Origin of the sequence: Methyloligella solikamskensis (assembly GCF_042676065.1) — a bacterium.
Lineage (GTDB): Bacteria > Pseudomonadota > Alphaproteobacteria > Rhizobiales > Methyloligellaceae > Methyloligella > Methyloligella solikamskensis.
The window spans coordinates 118,614-134,019 of sequence record NZ_JBHTJO010000002.1 but is presented as its reverse complement, the minus strand read 5'-3'; the positions used below and the strand labels follow the sequence as shown (position 1 = coordinate 134,019).

At 63.4% G+C, this 15,406-nt stretch carries 15 protein-coding genes and 1 other RNA gene; 7 read left to right on the top strand and 9 right to left on the bottom strand.

Annotated features, from left to right (window positions below; translation table 11 throughout):
• Nucleotides 1-40: 40 nt before the first annotated feature.
• A complete protein-coding gene (gene def / locus ACFQ2F_RS13610) occupies nt 41-559 on the bottom strand; it encodes a peptide deformylase (RefSeq protein WP_379090974.1) in 519 nt (172 codons plus the stop codon).
• A gap of 227 nt (nt 560-786) precedes the next feature.
• On the opposite strand from def, the gene ACFQ2F_RS13605 reads away from it, so the two are divergent.
• Together ACFQ2F_RS13605 and ACFQ2F_RS13600 are read left to right on the top strand one after the other, a co-directional pair.
• On the top strand, nt 787-1,971 hold the full coding sequence (locus tag ACFQ2F_RS13605; RefSeq protein WP_379091561.1) for a DNA recombination protein RmuC: 1,185 nt from the start codon (nt 787-789) through the stop codon (nt 1,969-1,971).
• A gap of 27 nt (nt 1,972-1,998) precedes the next feature.
• Nucleotides 1,999-2,535 (top strand): potassium channel family protein, encoded by a 537-nt coding sequence (locus ACFQ2F_RS13600; protein WP_379090972.1) that lies wholly within the window; start codon nt 1,999-2,001, stop codon nt 2,533-2,535.
• On the opposite strand, the gene ACFQ2F_RS13595 is transcribed toward ACFQ2F_RS13600, so the two are convergent.
• Nucleotides 2,532-2,945: a VOC family protein gene (locus ACFQ2F_RS13595; RefSeq protein ID WP_379090970.1), complete on the bottom strand. Its 414-nt coding sequence runs from the start codon at nt 2,943-2,945 to the stop codon at nt 2,532-2,534. The genes ACFQ2F_RS13600 and ACFQ2F_RS13595 overlap by 4 nt on opposite strands.
• 145 nt (nt 2,946-3,090) lie before the next feature.
• Here ACFQ2F_RS13595 and ACFQ2F_RS13590 point away from each other — a divergent pair, with 145 nt between their 5' ends.
• The gene (locus ACFQ2F_RS13590; protein WP_379090968.1) at nt 3,091-4,485 is read left to right on the top strand and encodes an AmpG family muropeptide MFS transporter; all 1,395 of its coding nucleotides are present in this window, start codon (nt 3,091-3,093) and stop codon (nt 4,483-4,485) included.
• Between the two features lie 72 nt (nt 4,486-4,557).
• Nucleotides 4,558-4,743 carry a hypothetical protein gene (locus ACFQ2F_RS13585; protein WP_379090966.1) on the top strand — a complete coding sequence of 62 codons (186 nt, stop codon included), beginning with the start codon at nt 4,558-4,560 and terminating at the stop codon, nt 4,741-4,743.
• 9 nt (nt 4,744-4,752) lie between these two features.
• Here the strand turns inward: ACFQ2F_RS13585 and recR are convergent, their stop codons facing one another.
• From recR to ACFQ2F_RS13550, 7 genes are all read right to left on the bottom strand, one after another.
• Nucleotides 4,753-5,358: a recombination mediator RecR gene (recR, locus tag ACFQ2F_RS13580; RefSeq protein ID WP_379090964.1), complete on the bottom strand. Its 606-nt coding sequence runs from the start codon at nt 5,356-5,358 to the stop codon at nt 4,753-4,755.
• A 93-nt stretch (nt 5,359-5,451) separates the two neighbouring features.
• Nucleotides 5,452-5,778 carry a YbaB/EbfC family nucleoid-associated protein gene (locus tag ACFQ2F_RS13575; RefSeq protein WP_379090962.1) on the bottom strand — a complete coding sequence of 109 codons (327 nt, stop codon included), beginning with the start codon at nt 5,776-5,778 and terminating at the stop codon, nt 5,452-5,454.
• On the bottom strand, nt 5,775-7,673 hold the full coding sequence (locus ACFQ2F_RS13570; RefSeq protein WP_379090960.1) for a DNA polymerase III subunit gamma/tau: 1,899 nt from the start codon (nt 7,671-7,673) through the stop codon (nt 5,775-5,777). Before ACFQ2F_RS13570 ends, ACFQ2F_RS13575 begins: the two co-directional genes overlap by 4 nt.
• 103 nt (nt 7,674-7,776) lie before the next feature.
• Nucleotides 7,777-7,871, bottom strand: an RNA gene (ffs, locus tag ACFQ2F_RS13565) — signal recognition particle sRNA small type.
• A 78-nt stretch (nt 7,872-7,949) separates the two neighbouring features.
• On the bottom strand, nt 7,950-8,438 hold the full coding sequence (locus ACFQ2F_RS13560) for a DUF6790 family protein (RefSeq protein ID WP_379090958.1): 489 nt from the start codon (nt 8,436-8,438) through the stop codon (nt 7,950-7,952).
• 70 nt (nt 8,439-8,508) lie between these two features.
• Nucleotides 8,509-9,381 carry a prephenate dehydratase gene (locus ACFQ2F_RS13555; RefSeq protein WP_379090956.1) on the bottom strand — a complete coding sequence of 291 codons (873 nt, stop codon included), beginning with the start codon at nt 9,379-9,381 and terminating at the stop codon, nt 8,509-8,511.
• Nucleotides 9,378-10,121: a 3-deoxy-manno-octulosonate cytidylyltransferase gene (locus ACFQ2F_RS13550; protein ID WP_379090954.1), complete on the bottom strand. Its 744-nt coding sequence runs from the start codon at nt 10,119-10,121 to the stop codon at nt 9,378-9,380. The genes ACFQ2F_RS13555 and ACFQ2F_RS13550 overlap by 4 nt, the downstream gene beginning before the upstream one ends.
• 199 nt (nt 10,122-10,320) lie before the next feature.
• On the opposite strand from ACFQ2F_RS13550, the gene ACFQ2F_RS13545 reads away from it, so the two are divergent.
• From ACFQ2F_RS13545 to ACFQ2F_RS13535, 3 genes are all read left to right on the top strand, one after another.
• On the top strand, nt 10,321-11,184 hold the full coding sequence (locus ACFQ2F_RS13545; RefSeq protein WP_379090952.1) for a c-type cytochrome: 864 nt from the start codon (nt 10,321-10,323) through the stop codon (nt 11,182-11,184).
• A 283-nt stretch (nt 11,185-11,467) separates the two neighbouring features.
• The gene (locus tag ACFQ2F_RS13540; RefSeq protein WP_379090950.1) at nt 11,468-13,348 is read left to right on the top strand and encodes an extracellular solute-binding protein; all 1,881 of its coding nucleotides are present in this window, start codon (nt 11,468-11,470) and stop codon (nt 13,346-13,348) included.
• Nucleotides 13,349-15,391: an extracellular solute-binding protein gene (locus ACFQ2F_RS13535; protein WP_379090948.1), complete on the top strand. Its 2,043-nt coding sequence runs from the start codon at nt 13,349-13,351 to the stop codon at nt 15,389-15,391.
• The last annotated feature ends 15 nt before the right edge of the window (nt 15,392-15,406 follow it).

Sequence of the window (15,406 nt, the reverse complement as noted above, 5' to 3'; positions counted from 1 at the left end):
AGGTCTGAGCCAGCAACGGGAGGTGGAGGTACGCAACCCGCTAGGCCGGCTGTTCGGTGCGCTTTTGCTTGGTGAGCTTGCGGACGACCATGTCGCGCTTCAGGCGGGAGAGGTAGTCGATGAACAGCACGCCGTTCAGGTGGTCGATCTCGTGCTGCACCAGAGTGGACCAGAGATCCAGGAAATCCTGTTCCTGTTCGCGGCCTTCCGCATCGATGAAGCGGACACGGGTGCGCTGGGGTCGCTCGATCTCCGCGGTGTATTCGGGGATCGAGAGGCAGCCCTCCTCATGGGTGCGCAGCTCGTCAGAGCGCTCCAGGATCTCCGGATTGATCATCACCAGCGGGGCCGGCGCATCCTCGTCGTGGGACGGGTCCATGACGATCAGCCGGCGGCCGACATTGACCTGGGGCGCTGCGAGACCGATGCCCGGCGCCTCGTACATGGTCTCGAACATGTCGTCGATGAGCGTCTTCAGGGCATCGTCGATGTCTTCGACGGGTGCCGCTGTCTCGCGCAGGATCTGATCCGGGACCGTGATGATGGGAAGCTTAGCCATGTGCGGCTGAGATAAGCGCGCCGGCAGGATCGGTCAATGGCGCTTTGCCGAGCAGCCGCCAAGCATGGGCCGCGTCTTCTGGACGGCCGCCGCATCCTTCGAGGCATGCCTTCGGCATGCACCTCAGGATGACGCCGCCGGGCCCCCAGAAGCGGACGTGAAACTCAGAGCATGTTCCCGTTTTGGTCTCATTTGGAGGCGCGAATCGGTTTAGATTGCCGCGGATGATGACCGAACCTCTTCAGATCGGCGGGCTTTCCCTCGATCCCGCCATGGTGATGCTCGGGCTTGCGGGGCTCGTCGTGGTTTTGCTGATCGCGCTCCTCGTCGTCTTCATGGTGATGCTGGGGCGGCGGCGCACTGAGGCCCGGACCCAGGACGAGCAGATGGCGGAGCTGAGGTTCCGGCTGCAGACCCTGGCCGAGGCCAGCAATTCGAGCCACAGCCAGCTTCAGCGGGCGGTGAACGAGCGGCTGGACCGGATCAGCCATCGCGTCGGCAGCGATCTCACGACCACCGCACAGCGGACCAATGAGAGCATCGCCAAGCTGCACGAGCGGCTGGCGGTGATCGACACGGCTCAGAAGAACCTGACCGATCTCTCCTCCAACATGATGAGCCTGCAGCAGATCCTGGCTAACAAGCAGTCGCGCGGCGCGTTCGGCCAGATGCGCATGGAGACCATCATCAAGGACGGGCTGCCGATCGGCCACTACACGTTCCAGGCGACGCTCTCCAACGGCAAGCGCCCCGATTGTCTGCTCCACATGCCGAACAACGAGGCCGGCGTGGTGATCGACGCCAAGTTTCCGCTCGAAGGGTTCGAGGCGTTCCGCGTGGCCCGGGGCGAGCAGGAGCAGAAGGAGGCGGGCCGCCGTATCAAGGTCGACGTCGCCAAGCATATCGACGACATGGCGTCGAAATATTTCATCACAGGCGAGACCCAAGACAACGCCATCCTCTTCGTGCCCTCGGAATCCGTCTATGCGGATCTGGCGGAGCACTTCCCCGATCTGGTGCAGAAGGCGCATCGCTCCCGCATCGTGATCTGCGCGCCGAACATGCTGATGCTGGCGGTGCAGACCATGCAGGCGATCCTGAAGGACGTGAAGATGCGCGAGCAGGCGGGGCTGATCCAGAAGGAGGTGGCCATGCTCTGCGACGATATCGGGCGGCTGGGCGATAGGGTGGGCAATCTGCAGACCCATTTCGCCCAGGCCAACAAAGATATCGACCAGATCGTCACATCGTCGGACAAGATCTCCAAGCGGGGCCGCAAGATCGAGAACCTGGAATTCGAGCAGAGCCCGGCGGAGGTCGCGCCGTCGCAATCCCAGTCGGGACCGCGGATCACACGCGGCTCCGATCAGGCGGAGCGGCGCAGCCAGGCCGATCTGCTCGCGGGCGAATAGCCTCGCGGTCTATCGAAGGGGGGAACGTTGCATCAGGAAATGCTCGCGGTCAGCTGGGACGAGCTGTTCGTCGGCGGCGGCGCCAGCGCGGTCAATCTCGTCATTCACGCCGTGCTGCTCGCGGCAATTGTCCGGGTCGTCTCGGCCTTGCGCCACTACAAGATGCTTGGGCCGAGCATCATTCAGCGCACGGTGGTTATCTACGTCGCCGGCCTGCTGGTCGTGATGGCGCATTATCTCGAGGTGCGTGTCTGGGCGAAGACCTATGAATGGGTCGATGCCGCGCCGACAGGCACGCCGCTCGTCTATTTCGCCTTCTCCAACTACACGACGCTGGGTTACGGCGACATCGTGCCGGTGGCCGAATGGCGGCTGCTCGGCCCCATGACCGCGCTCAACGGCATCCTTCTGATCGGCTGGTCGACGGCGCTGATCTACGCGGTGCTGCGCGGCACGGACGATCCGCAAGCCGCCAACCCGCTGACCAGCGAGACGGCAGAGGAGATCAAGAAGGATGTAAAAGAGGCCGAGGAAGAGGTTGAGCGGGAGGTCAAGGGCTCCTAGGCGCCGCCCTTCTCACCGTATTTCATGCCTTCCAGCTTCAGCCCGTCGGGATCGAGGAAGAAGACCGCGTAATAGTCCTCGTAATACTCGTCTGCGGGATCGAAAATCTCCACGCCCTGCTCTTCCAGGAAAGCCTGGAGCTCGTCCACGTCTTTGCGGCTGCGGAGCTGAAAGGCATAGTGATGAAAGCCGGGCTGGCCGATTCGGAATTCGTGGTCCGGCTCCTCGGCCTGGCCGATCCAGTAGCGGGTCTGGCCGTTGGTCCAGCCCATCATCTGTGGATATTCGTCCAGCACCTCGAAGCCGAGAAAGTCGAACAGGGCGCTGTAGAACGCCTTCGACTTTTCGTAGTCGCTGACCCGGATCGCAATATGGTCGATGCAGACGACGCGGGAGGTGTTCTTCGCCATGGTTTCGTCCTTTCGGCGTTTGCGCTTTGCCTTTCCGCTGCCAAACGTGGGTGCCATCAAATGGTTCGAAAAGCGCAGCGCGACCTTTCGTATGACGGGGGCGGTCCGGCCTGCTATGGCGTTTGAAGAACGTGGGGCTTGAAGAATGACAGACGCCGGCGAAACGGACACAGAGGGCGTAGCCCACGCGCGGCGAAGCTGGACCGAGATTCTGTTCACGCGGAAGATGCTGGCCTGCATCTTCTTAGGCTTCACCTCCGGTCTTCCGCTTTATGTCCTGATCTCCCTGGTCCCGGCCTGGCTGCGGAGCGAGGATGTCGACCTCGCCACCATCGGCCTGTTCGCCCTGGTGGGGCTCCCTTACACCTGGAAGTTCGTCTGGTCGCCCCTGATGGACCGCTACAAGCTGCCCTTCCTGGGGCGGCGGCGGGGCTGGGCGCTGCTGGTGCAGGTCGTCCTGCTGGTCTCCATCGGCATGCTCGGCCATTTCAGTCCGACGACATCGCTGCAAACCATCGTGGCCATCGTCTTCGTGGTCGCCCTGTTCAGCGCCAGCCAGGACATCGTGATCGACGCCTACCGCCGGGAGCTGCTCGCCGACGACGAGCTCGGCACCGGCACGTCGATCTTCGTGAACGCTTACCGGATTTCAGGGCTCGTGCCCGGTTCGCTCTCTCTGATCTTGGCGGAGTTTCAGCCCTGGTGGCTGGTATTCTGGATCACCGGCGGCTTCATGATCGTCGGTATCGTAACCACGCTCGTCATGAAAGAGATGAGCGACGATACGCTGGCGCCCCACTCCTTGCGGGAGGCGGTGGTCGATCCGTTCATCGAGTTCTTCAGCCGCGACGGCGGCATCAAGACCGGGCTCGCCATCCTCGGCTTTCTATTTCTCTACAAGCTCGGAGACAACATGGCGACGGCGCTCGCCACGCCATTCTATATCGACATGGGCTACAGCCTGGCCGAGATCGGGTCCGTGGCGAAGGTGGCGGGGCTTTGGGCCAGCATCGCAGGCGGCGTCCTCGGTGGCATCATCATGCTGAAGATCAGCATCAATCGGGCGCTTTGGCTATTCGGCCTTGTGCAGGTCGCGACGATCTTCCCGTTCATCTGGCTGAGCCAGGCGGGCCACTCGCTCCCCGGATTGTTCGTCGTGGTGAGCGGGGAGTATCTCGGGGTTGGGCTCGGCGCCATCGCGCTGACCGCCTTCATGGCAAGAGAAACGAGCCGGGCTTTCACGGCCACCCAGTTCGCGCTTTTCACCAGCCTCCTCGCTGTGCCGCGCACCTTTGCGAACGCTTCAACCGGCTACATCGTCGAAGCCGTTGGCTGGACGCAGTTCTTCGTTATTTGCGCCATCGTCGCCATTCCCGGCATGCTGTTGCTCTTCAAGGTTGCGCCGTGGTCGAAGAAGGACTTCGTCGAAGAGGCGGAAGGAGAGCCTTCGCCGGGACTCGACGGCGGCAATGCCGCGCCCGCGGCGGGAAAGATCACCGAGATCGAGCAGCCCGCCGCGCCGGTTTCGAAAGGCGTCTGAACTGGCGCAGAACTTGAACGGCAAAAGACGACTCGAAAAGAGGCCAGACCTCAAAAACGCGTGGAGATCCCTATGGGCCGCATCATCACCTTCGTTTTCGGCATGCTGACCGCCGCAATCATCGCCGCGCCGCTCGGCATCTGGGTCGGCAGCGAGATGGAGCAGGACGGCTTCATCGAGACCATCCAGAGCGTCAATCTCTCCGATCAGTGCATGCAGGAACTGTCCCGCGGGGTGAACGCGAAGCTGGCGGAGTAGTGCGAAGCTCTAAACCATCTTCTTGGCTTTGACGGCGGCGGCGAGGGTGCCGTCGTCGAGATAGTCGAGCTCGCCGCCCACCGGCACGCCATGGGCCAGGCGGTAGACGTCAACACCGCAATCGGCGAGCTGATCGGAGATGAAATGGGCCGTGGATTGGCCTTCAACGGTCGCGTTGAGGGCGAGCAGGACCTCGGTCACCTCCGGAGCGCGGGCGCGCTCCACCAGCTTGCCGATGGTAATATCTTCGGGGCCGATGCCGTCGAGGGGCGACAGGGTGCCGCCCAGCACGTGATAGAGGCCTTGCAGGACGCCGGCACGCTCCAGCGCCCAGAGGTCGCCCACCTCCTCCACCACGCAAATCATTGTGCGGTCGCGGGTCTCGTCCCGGCAGATGGTGCAGGGGCTGACCGTATCGATATTGCCGCAGGTCTCGCAGGTGACGATAGTGTCGCGCGCGGTGGCCAGCGCGGTGGCGAGCGGCTGGAGCAGCTGCTCCTTCTTCTTCACCAGATCGAGGGCGGCGCGCCTGGCCGAACGGGGGCCGAGGCCGGGAAGCCGGGCCAGCAGCTGGATGAGCTGTTCGATCTCGGGGCTAGCGGTGCCGCGCGCCATCGTTAGTCCGTGCAAGCAAGGTCGTTCACCTCTCCCCCACGGGGAGAGGGAGCACGCCATGCCAAGCGGAGGAGTCGTCGGGGAAACGCCACCTTAGTTGCCGAACGGATTCATGCCAGGCGGGAGAGGGAGGCCGCCGGTCAGCTCCTTCATCTTGTCCTGCATCATGGTCTCGACCTTGGACTTGGCGTCGTTATGGGCGGCGACGATGAGGTCTTCCACGATCTCGGACTCGTCGGGCTTCATCAGGGAGGGATCGAGCTTCACGCCGATCATCTCGCCCTTGCCGTTCAGTGTGACGAGGACCATGCCGCCACCGGACTGCCCCTCCACAATGGCCTGAGCAAGCTCCTCCTGCAGCGCCGTCATGCGGCCCTGCATCTCCTGCGCCTGCTTCATCATGCCCATCAGGTTCTTCATCGTTTTCTGCCGTCCTCGCTCATGCGTCTGTCGGGGAAATCATCATTGTTGTCGAAATCGCTGCCGTCTTCCCAAGGCTCGTCCGTCAAAGGCTCATCCGTTGGAGCCTCGTCGCTCAGCGCGTCATCGGCCGGCGCCGGCTCGCCGCTGGAAAGCGGGCGCACCGCCTTGATCTTGGCGTCGGGGAAGCGCTCGAACACCTCCTTCACCGCCGGATGCTCCTTCACCCTCGCAAGCTCGGCGTCTCGCTCCCGGCGGCGCTTCTCGCCCAAGGTGATGTCGCCTTCCTTCTCGTTGGTGACGACGACGCCCCAGGCCCGGCCGGTCCAACGCTTCAGGGCGCGGCTCAGCTCCTGGGTCAGCTCCTTGTGGGCATCGGGCTGCAGATTGATCTCGATGGAGCCGGGGCGGAAGGAGACCAGGCGCACCTTCTCCATAAGAGCGTTCTTGAGCAACAGGTCGCGTCTGTCTTCGGCAAGCTGCACGATCTCCTCGAAGCTGCGCGGATCGGCATTGGCTTCGATGGACTCAGGCTCGGGTGCGGATTGAGGCTCCGGTCCGGGGTCGAACGCCACGTCGGGCGGAGCCGGATTCTCCGATTCCGCCGGAGGCGCTTCGGCTTGCGCGACGGGCTCGGGGTCGCGACTCCCTTCTGATGCGCTTCCCTGAGGCGCGCTTTGGCCACGGGCCGGTGCGGCGCCCTCCCCCTGCTCCAGACGCTTGATGAGATCGCCGGGGCTCGGCAGGTCGGCGGCGTAGGCTAGCCGCACCAGCACCATGTCGGCGGCGGCCAACGGCCGGGGCGCGTTCTCCACTTCCTCATGCCCTTTAAGCAGCATCTGCCAGGCGCGGGCCAGGACGGCCATGGAAAGCTTGCCGCCGAGCTCGGCGGCGCGGTCGGCCTGGGCTTCGGGCAGGCTCGCGTCGCGGCCTTCCTCGCCCATGGCCTTGGCGCGGGTCACAGTGTGCACGGCTTCCGCCAGATCGGAGATCACCTGAACGGGCTCCGCCCCGTCGCGGTTAAGCGCATCGAGCTGCTTCAGAGCCTCGCCCGCGTCGCCCTTCAGCACGGTCTCCAGGAGATCGAAGATGCGGCCGCGGTCGGCTAGGCCGAGCAGCGCGCTGGCCTGGGCCAGATCCAGGCTGCCGCCGGCAAAGGCGATGGCGCGGTCCAGGATGGAGAGCGCATCGCGCACCGAGCCTTCGGCGGATTTGGCGATGAGATTGAGGGCGGGCTTATCGACCTGGGCGTCTTCGGATTTCGCGACGTAATCGAGATGCGCCACCAGGGGCTCGATATCGATGCGCTTCAGGTCGAAGCGCTGGCAGCGGGACAGCACCGTCACCGGCACTTTCCGCACTTCCGTTGTGGCGAAGATGAACTTCACATGGGCGGGCGGCTCTTCCAGCGTCTTCAGCAGGCCGTTGAAGGCCTGGCGCGAGAGCATGTGCACCTCGTCGATGATGTAGACCTTGTAGCGCGCGGTGTTGGGCTTGTACTGGGCGCTATCGATGATATCGCGGATATCGTCGATCCCGGTGTGGGATGCCGCGTCCATCTCGATCACGTCGAGATGCCGGCCTTCCAGGATGGCGCGGCAATGCTCGCCTTCGTCGGAGTATTCGACGGTGGGGCCGCTATCACCCTCCTTGGTCTCATAATTGAGACCGCGGGCGATCAGGCGCGCCGTGGTGGTCTTCCCCACCCCGCGAACGCCGGTCAGCATATAGGCCTGGGCGATCCGGTCGGCGGCAAACGCGTTTTTCAGCGTCTGCACCATGGCCTCCTGGCCGATCAGCTCGGAGAAGGTGCTGGGGCGGTATTTCCGGGCAAGCGCGGCATGCCCTGAATCCTTGTGCCCGCTGGATTTTGCTGTGTCGCCGGCTTCGGCCATCGGGCGATAATCCTCAAAAGATCGATTGGGCGCCAGATGTTTATCGCGCCGTTCGGCGGCCGAAGCGCATGCCACGGCGCCGCCTGCCGGTCATCGGAGGAAGTGGGAGGCTGGACGAGCAACCCGCGAAACGCTCGTTAGGGCTGCTTCCTTCCGGACCTGACCCGGTTGGCGAGGCACGCGCCTGCTGCCAACCTCCCTAACCGGACTATATCGTTTATCCCCCGGGGTATAGCAACCCTTGTAGAGGGGCGATCGATGACGCGGCTGACGCGCTCAGGCGTCCCGTTCGAAACCGCCCATCCGCCAATAGACGAACAGCAGCCCGAGCAGCCACAGGGCGATGAAACCGTCGGAGAAGATCATAAGGAAGTTGTAGGGCGCGTAGTTGTCGTGGGTGACGGTCTGATAGATATGGCCGTAGGTGGCCCCCAGCATGAAGAGGGCCCAGCCCAGCCCCGTGGCCAGCCAGAACGTGCCGCCGATCCAGATGCACAGGAAGCCGAGCAGCCCCCAAGCGCCGTCATGGATCCCCACCTCGAACTGGAAGGGGCTCGGCTGCCAGCCGATCATCTTCGCCGCTTGATCGGGGAAGAACACGTGGGGGATGAAGCCGAAGAGAAGGCCCATCACGCCGGCTCCGATCACGAGCCCGTAGAGAAGCAGGATGCGCACCACGCGAAGCTTGGTGCGTGGCGTCTTGCTGATGAAGAGGTGCAGGAGCGGCGCGATCACGCAAAGGGCAGCAATGGCGAGGCCGATCATGAGGGCGCTCCCTTATTGGCGAAGGAGGCCCCGAGAATAGGACGATTCGCAGGACAGCACTCTGGAGGAATCAGTCTTCTTCCGCCGTCTCTTTCAGCTTGGCGCGGAAGGGGCTCGCCGGGTAGGTGCCGAAGATGGTGAGTTCGGCGGAATAGAAGGCGAGCTCTTCAAGGGCGAGCCGGACCATTCGCTCTTCCGGATGGCCTTCGATATCGGCGTAGAACTGGCTCGCATTGAAGCTGCCGCCAAGCTGGTAGGATTCCAGCTTGGTCATGTTCACGCCATTGGTGGCGAAGCCGCCGAGCGCCTTGTAGAGAGCGGCCGGCACGTTGCGCACCCGGAACATGAAGCTGGTGACCGTGGGCCCTTCTTCGAGAGCGGGCGTCCGGGGCTCGGTCGCAAGCACGACGAATCGGGTCGTGTTGTGCTCCGCATCCTCGATGTCGGACTTTGCGATCTCAAGCCCGTAGATCTCCGCCGCCAGGCTCGACGCGATGGCCGCGGCCGTTGCGTTCTTGGTTTCAGCCAGCTCCTTGGCGGCCCCCGCCGTATCGGCCTCGGTCACCGGGGTGAGCTTCAACTCGCGGATCACATTGCGGCATTGGCCGAGCGCCATGGTGTGGCTGTGGACGGTCTTCAGGTCTTCGAGCTTGGTGCCGGGCAGTACGAGAAGCTGATGGCGGACCCGCTCGAAATGCTCGCCCACGATGAACAGGCCTGATTCCGGCAAGAGGTGATGGATATCGGCGACCCGGCCGGCCACCGAATTCTCGATGGGGATCATGGCCAGCGCCGCCTCACCCGATTTCAGCGCGGCGAGCGCGTCCTCGAAGGTCGCGCAAGGCAGCGGCTCCATTTCCGGATAGGCGTCTTTGCAGGCCAGGTGGGAATTGGCGCCGGGCTCGCCCTGGAAGGCGATTTTCTGGCGGTCAGCGTCGCTCATGATGTGCCGGAATTTTCCATTATGCCCCGCGCCTTGGCGAGGTCGGCCAGAGTATCGACACCGAGCGGAACGGTGTCAACGAGGGCCACATTGATGCGCATGTTGGCCTCGAGCGCCCGCAGCTGCTCCAGCTTCTCGCGCTTCTCCAGAGTCGAGGGCGGCAGGGAGACGAAACGCTCCAACGCGGCCCGGCGATAGGCGTAGATGCCGATGTGATGATAGAGCGGCCCGTCGCCGTAAGGTGCCGTGGCCCGGGTGAAATAAAGCGCCCGCAGGAGGTTCTCGCCGGCCGGCGTGCCCACCGCCTTCACCACATGGGGATTGGTGCGCTCTTCCTCGTCGGTGATCTCGCAGGCCAAAGTTGCGATATCCGCCTCCCCCGGCTTCAGGGCGTCGACGCAAGCCGCGACGAGCTCCGGGTCCAGGGTGGGAAGATCCCCCTGGAGATTGACCACGATTTCGCATTCCTTGTCGGGATCGGCCGCCGACAAGGCCTCGAAGACGCGATCGGAGCCACTTTGGTGGTCGGGATCGGTAAGCACGGCCCGGCCGCCCGCTCCCGAAATGGCCTCTGAGATTTCCTCTGAATCCGTTGCCACGACCACCTCACCGCATTCGGATTCAACGGCGCGGCGCCAAACATGAACGATCATGGGCTCGCCGGCGATGGGTGCGAGGGGCTTCCGCGGCAAACGGCTCGCTTGCAGCCGCGCAGGAATAATAATGAGAGTCTTGCACATATGGGGTTTCGTAGACATAAACAGCCGGTTAGCGCGACCCTTCTGGGGTCCTATGCTAACCAGACTTTGGATATCGGTTCAGTTGCCATGCGGGTTGGCGCCAATTAATCTCGGCGGCCGCCGCATATAAGACGGTTGAGATGCCTTTGCTTCCGGGGGAAACGACAGAATGAATAGCTATCGGTTTAACCAACTTGCAATGGCCGTGCTTGCGGCCCTGGTGCTGTTTTTCGGCACCCGCACCTTGATAACCATCCTGACGACGGAACACGAGACCGAACATGCGGGCTACGAAGTTCCGGGCGCCAAGGAAGAAGGCGGCGAGGCTGCCGGTGGCGAAGCTGCCGAAGCTGAAGGCGGCGGAGACGACGAAGTTCTGACCCTGCTGGCCAGCGCCGATCCCAAGAAGGGCGAGTCGGCTGCGGGTATCTGCAAGGGCTGCCACACCGTCGACAAAGGCGGCGCCAACATGGTCGGCCCCAACCTCTATGACGTCGTGGGCCGTAAGCTCGGCAGCCACGAGGGCTACGACTACTCTCAGGCTCTGATCGATCATGGCGGCGAGTGGGATTACGTCAATCTCGACGACATGATCGAGCATCCGAACGTGCATATCCCGGGCACCAAGATGGCCATGTATCCGGGCATGCCCGATGCGGAGAAGCGCGCCGACGTGATCGCCTATCTGCGCACGCTCAGCGACGATCCGAAGCCTCTGCCTGAGGCCGGCGGCGAAGGCGGCGACGATTCCGCCGCCGCGGAGCCGACCGAGGAAGAGGCCGACAAGGCCACGACTCAGCAGGAAGGCCCTGCTGAGGAGCCCATGTCCGAAGAGGAAGAGCCCTCCACGGAGAGCGCACCGGCCGAAGAGCCCAACGCTGCTGCCGACGAGGACACCTCCGAAGCGCCGGCCGAGGACGCCGGTTCCGGCGAGGAGCCGAACGAGGATGCCGGTTCTGAGCCCGCCACCACGGACTCCGCCGACGAGCCGGAGGAGACCACGGCACCCGACGAGGAGCCGAACGCCGATGCCGGCATGGAGAGCGAGAGCGACACCCAGTAGTCCCCGCTCACAATCACAGACATCCGATGAGGGCGCCGGTTCTGCCGGCGCCCTTTTCTTTTGGGCAGCCGGCGTCTTTCCCTGCCCTTTCCCGGCGCTTTGCGGGCAAATCCACCTAACCGATAATTCATTTGGTCGTTGGGCCCGCCATGGTAAGACCCGAGATCAGCAGAGTCCGCCTGTTGCGCTGGCACTTTGAGGCCCTTTTCTGCCCATAAGCTCGGGTTCGGGCCTCCCTGCTTCAGGCCGTTTCCATCCGTCCTTGTCGAGCAGAAAATCCAGCATGATCTTTTCCCGCATCTCCGGCTTGAGCTTCGCAACCCTTCTGCTGGCCGCTTTGGTCCTGACCGGGCCGTCCGCTGTCAGCGCCGAAGAGGCCCATCAGGACGAGGCTCATGAGCACGCCATCTCGCTCGTGGGCGAACCGCAATATCCGGCGGATTTCACGCATTTCGACTATGTGAACCCCGATGCGCCAAAGGGCGGCCGGGTGCGCATGGCGGCGATTGGCGGGTTCGATAGCCTCAACCCGGTTCTCTACAAGGGCGCGTCCGCGGCAGGCCTCGGGCTGATCTACGAGTCCTTGACCTCCAGCAGCCTGGACGAGGAATCGACCGCTTATGGGCAAATCGCCGAATGGATCTCCCATCCGGACGATTATTCCTCGGTCACGTTCAAGCTGCGCGACGGCGCGAAATGGCATGACGGAAAGCCGATTACCGTCGAAGACGTGATCTACAGCCTGGAAATCAATAAGAAGGCCAATCCGCAGCTCGGCCTCTACTACAAGAACGTGAAATCGGCGGAGAAGACCGGCGACCGCCAGGTCACCTTCACGTTCGACTCCAAGAACAATCGGGAGCTTCCCTTCATCATGGGGCAGCTCACCATCCTGCCGAAGCATTGGTGGACGGGAAAGGACGAGAAGGGCAATCAGCGCGATCCCCTGAAGACCACCATGGAGCCGCCACTTGGTTCAGGCCCATACAAGATCGGGAAGGTCGTGCCGGGCCGCTCGATCACCTATGCGCGGGTGGACGACTACTGGGGCGAGGATCTGCCCATCAACAAGGGCCAGTACAACTACGACACGATCCGCTTCGACTATTACCGGGATCCGACGGTGGCCTTCGAAGGGTTCAAGGCGGGCTCGCTCGATTATCACAACGAATCCAGCTCGAAAAACTGGGCGACCGCGTACGATTTCGAGGCTGTCGAGAAGGGCTGGATCAAGCGGGAAGAAGTGCCCGTGGGGAACGCCGCTCCCATGCAGAGCTTCGCCTTCAATGTCCGGCGCGCCAAGTTCCAGGACCCGCGCGTCCGGCGTGCGTTCAATCTCGCCTTCGATTTCGAATGGTCCAACAAGAACCTGTTTTTTGGACAGTACGAGCGGGTGGGCAGCTATTTCGAGAATACGGAGCTCGCCGCCCCGAAGAAGCTGCCCGAGGGGCGCGAGCTTGAAATCCTCAACGAGGTGAAGGATCAGGTGCCGCCGGAGGTCTTCACCGAGGTGCACGAGAACCCGACCACCGAGGGCAAGGGCGGCCTACGCGCAAACTTGCGCAAAGCCATGAAGCTTCTGAACGAGGCCGGCTGGAAGGTGAAGAACGGTGCGCTCACCAACGAGAAGACGGGCGAGAAGATGCAGGTGGAGTTCCTGCTGGTAAACCCGCTCTTCGAGCGCGTCGTGCAGCCCTATATGCGCAATCTGGAGAAGCTGGGCATCAAGGCGACCGAGCGCCTAGTGGATTCCGCCCAGTACACGCGCCGCCTTCAACGGTTCAATTACGACATCATCGTCGCAAGCTTCGCCCAGTCGCGCTCGCCCGGCAATGAGCAGCGCTATTACTGGGGCTCGGATGCGGCGGACCGGGAAGGCAGCCAGAATCTGATCGGCATCAAGGACCCGGCGATCGATAAGCTTGTCGACAAGGTGATCTTCGCCAAGGACCGGGAGGAACTCATCGCGGCGACCCATGCCCTGGACCGGGTGCTTCTGTGGAACGATTTCGTGGTGCCTCACTGGTATTCGCCGGTGGACCGCATCGCCTACTGGAACCGCTACGACCAGCCGGAGACGCTGCCTAAGTTGACGCCCGGCTTCATGCAGGTCTGGTGGTACGACAAGGAGAAGGCCGCCAAGCTGCCCGGAGGCGCGAACTAGATGGCGGTGAGCGCGAGGCCGACCCATCGCGGCAGCATCGCCGCCTGCCTGTTTGCCGCCGCTCTGGTTTTCGGAGCATTCGGGGCCGAAGCTTCAGAGCCGAAGCACGGTCTTTCGGCCTTTGGCGATCTGAAATACCCGGCGGATTTCGAGCATTTCGACTACGTCAATCCGGATGCGCCCAAGGGCGGCCGCTTCAGCCTGATCGGCTGGGGCGGCGTCACCACCTTCAACAGCCTCAACCCGTACATCCTCAAAGGCGATGCGGCGCAGGGCATGGAGATGCTGTTCGACAGCCTGATGACCCGCGCCCAGGACGAGCCGGATGCTGTCTATGGGCTGGTGGCGAAATCGGGCGAGGTCGCCGATGACGGCATGTCCGTGACCTTCAAGCTCCGCCCCGAGGCCCGCTTCCATGACGGCAGCAAGCTCACGGCGGAAGACGTGGTCTTCTCCCTGGAGACCCTGAAGGAGAAGGGCCACCCGCTCTACCGCCAGATGCTCCGCGACGTGGAGAGCGCCGAGGCGATCGACGACGAGACGGTGCGCTACCAGTTCAAGGGCAACCAGGTCCGGGATCTGCCGCTGACCGTTGCGGGACTGCCGATCTTCTCCAAGGCCTACTACGCCGACAAGGATTTCGCCGAGACGACCCTGGAGCCACCCATGGGCTCCGGCCCCTATAAGGTCGAGGACCTGCGCCAGGGGCGGAACATCACCTATAAGCGCGATCCCGACTATTGGGCGAAAGACCTGCCGGTGAACAAGGGCCGCTGGAACTTCGACGAGATCCGCTTCGAATATTTCCGCGACCGCACGGCCTCGATGGAAGCCTTCAAGGCCGGCACCTACGATTTCCGCGAGGAGTTCACCTCCAAGGTCTGGGCTACGGAGTACGACTTCCCCGCCATCACGTCGGGGCGCGTCCAGAAAAAGACCCTGCCCGACGAGACGCCGTCGGGCACCCAAGGCTGGTTCCTGAACACGCGGCGTGATGCCCTGAAGGACCCGAAGGTGCGCGAGGCGCTCGGGCTTGCTTTCGATTTCGAGTGGACCAACCGCAATCTCTTCTACGGGCTCTACGACCGGACCCAGAGCTATTTCGAGAACTCCGCCATGCGGGCCGAAGGCAAGCCGACGGACAAGGAACTGGCGCTGCTTGATTCCCTCTCCGCCGATGTCCCGGAAGCGGCGAAGGGCGAGGCCTACACGCCGCCGGCCACCGACGGCTCGGGCCACGACCGATCGCTTCTGAAGAAGGCGGATGCGCTCCTGAGGGAGGCTGGCTGGACGGTCGAAAACGGCGTTCGCGTCAATGCGGACGGCGAACCGCTGACCCTGGAGTTCCTCAATTTCGAGCCGGCCTTCGAGCGCGTGACGGCGCCCTATATCCGCAACTTGAAGCGGCTGGGGATCCAGGCACGCATGCGCATGGTCGACCCCTCCCAGTATCAGCAGCGGCTGAAGGGGTTCGACTTCGACGTCGTGACCCAGCGCTACGGCATGGAGCTGACGCCGGGACCGGAGCTGCGCAGCTATTTCGGCTCGGAGGCCGCCAATCTGACAGGCTCGCTTAACCTGGCGGGCATCGCCAACCCGGCGGCCGACGAGCTGATATCCCACATCATCGAGGCGGAGAGCCGTGGCGAGCTGGTGACGGCGGCGCGGGCGCTGGACCGGGTGCTGCGCGCCGGCCATTACTGGGTGCCCCATTGGTACAAGGGCACCCACACGGTCGCTTATTGGGACAAGTTCTCACAGCCGGAGCAGAAGCCCCGTTTCGAGCGCGGCATTCTCGATACGTGGTGGTATGACGAGGCAAAGGCCGAGGCGCTTGCCGGCAGCGCGGTCGCGGATTCGAAGATCACCGCCAACGCTAAGCAGGACGGCCCGCGCGATCCCCTGCAGGAAGACGAGACCGTGCAGAAGGCCGAGGCGCCGGAGGAGGACGATTTCGCCATCGGCTATCTGATCGCTGCGCTCGTCTTCGCCGGGCTACTGGCCCTAGTCGTGATCCGCTTCCGCAAGAGACGCCTGGACTGACGCCTGGACGAACGT

What these genes read in the sequence shown, in the direction of transcription:
- ACFQ2F_RS13605 (WP_379091561.1), top strand. Translation starts at nt 787, where the DNA reads ATGACCGAACCTCTTCAGATCGGCGGGCTTTCCCTCGATCCCGCCATG.
- recR (WP_379090964.1), bottom strand. Translation starts at nt 5,358, where the DNA reads ATGGCGCGCGGCACCGCTAGCCCCGAGATCGAACAGCTCATCCAGCTG.
- ACFQ2F_RS13590 (WP_379090968.1), top strand. Translation starts at nt 3,091, where the DNA reads ATGACAGACGCCGGCGAAACGGACACAGAGGGCGTAGCCCACGCGCGG.
- def (WP_379090974.1), bottom strand. Translation starts at nt 559, where the DNA reads ATGGCTAAGCTTCCCATCATCACGGTCCCGGATCAGATCCTGCGCGAG.
- ACFQ2F_RS13555 (WP_379090956.1), bottom strand. Translation starts at nt 9,381, where the DNA reads ATGAGCGACGCTGACCGCCAGAAAATCGCCTTCCAGGGCGAGCCCGGC.
- ACFQ2F_RS13595 (WP_379090970.1), bottom strand. Translation starts at nt 2,945, where the DNA reads ATGGCGAAGAACACCTCCCGCGTCGTCTGCATCGACCATATTGCGATC.
- ACFQ2F_RS13540 (WP_379090950.1), top strand. Translation starts at nt 11,468, where the DNA reads ATGATCTTTTCCCGCATCTCCGGCTTGAGCTTCGCAACCCTTCTGCTG.
- ACFQ2F_RS13535 (WP_379090948.1), top strand. Translation starts at nt 13,349, where the DNA reads ATGGCGGTGAGCGCGAGGCCGACCCATCGCGGCAGCATCGCCGCCTGC.
- ACFQ2F_RS13545 (WP_379090952.1), top strand. Translation starts at nt 10,321, where the DNA reads ATGGCCGTGCTTGCGGCCCTGGTGCTGTTTTTCGGCACCCGCACCTTG.
- ACFQ2F_RS13570 (WP_379090960.1), bottom strand. Translation starts at nt 7,673, where the DNA reads ATGGCCGAAGCCGGCGACACAGCAAAATCCAGCGGGCACAAGGATTCA.
- ACFQ2F_RS13585 (WP_379090966.1), top strand. Translation starts at nt 4,558, where the DNA reads ATGGGCCGCATCATCACCTTCGTTTTCGGCATGCTGACCGCCGCAATC.
- ACFQ2F_RS13560 (WP_379090958.1), bottom strand. Translation starts at nt 8,438, where the DNA reads ATGATCGGCCTCGCCATTGCTGCCCTTTGCGTGATCGCGCCGCTCCTG.
- ACFQ2F_RS13575 (WP_379090962.1), bottom strand. Translation starts at nt 5,778, where the DNA reads ATGAAGAACCTGATGGGCATGATGAAGCAGGCGCAGGAGATGCAGGGC.
- ACFQ2F_RS13550 (WP_379090954.1), bottom strand. Translation starts at nt 10,121, where the DNA reads ATGTGCAAGACTCTCATTATTATTCCTGCGCGGCTGCAAGCGAGCCGT.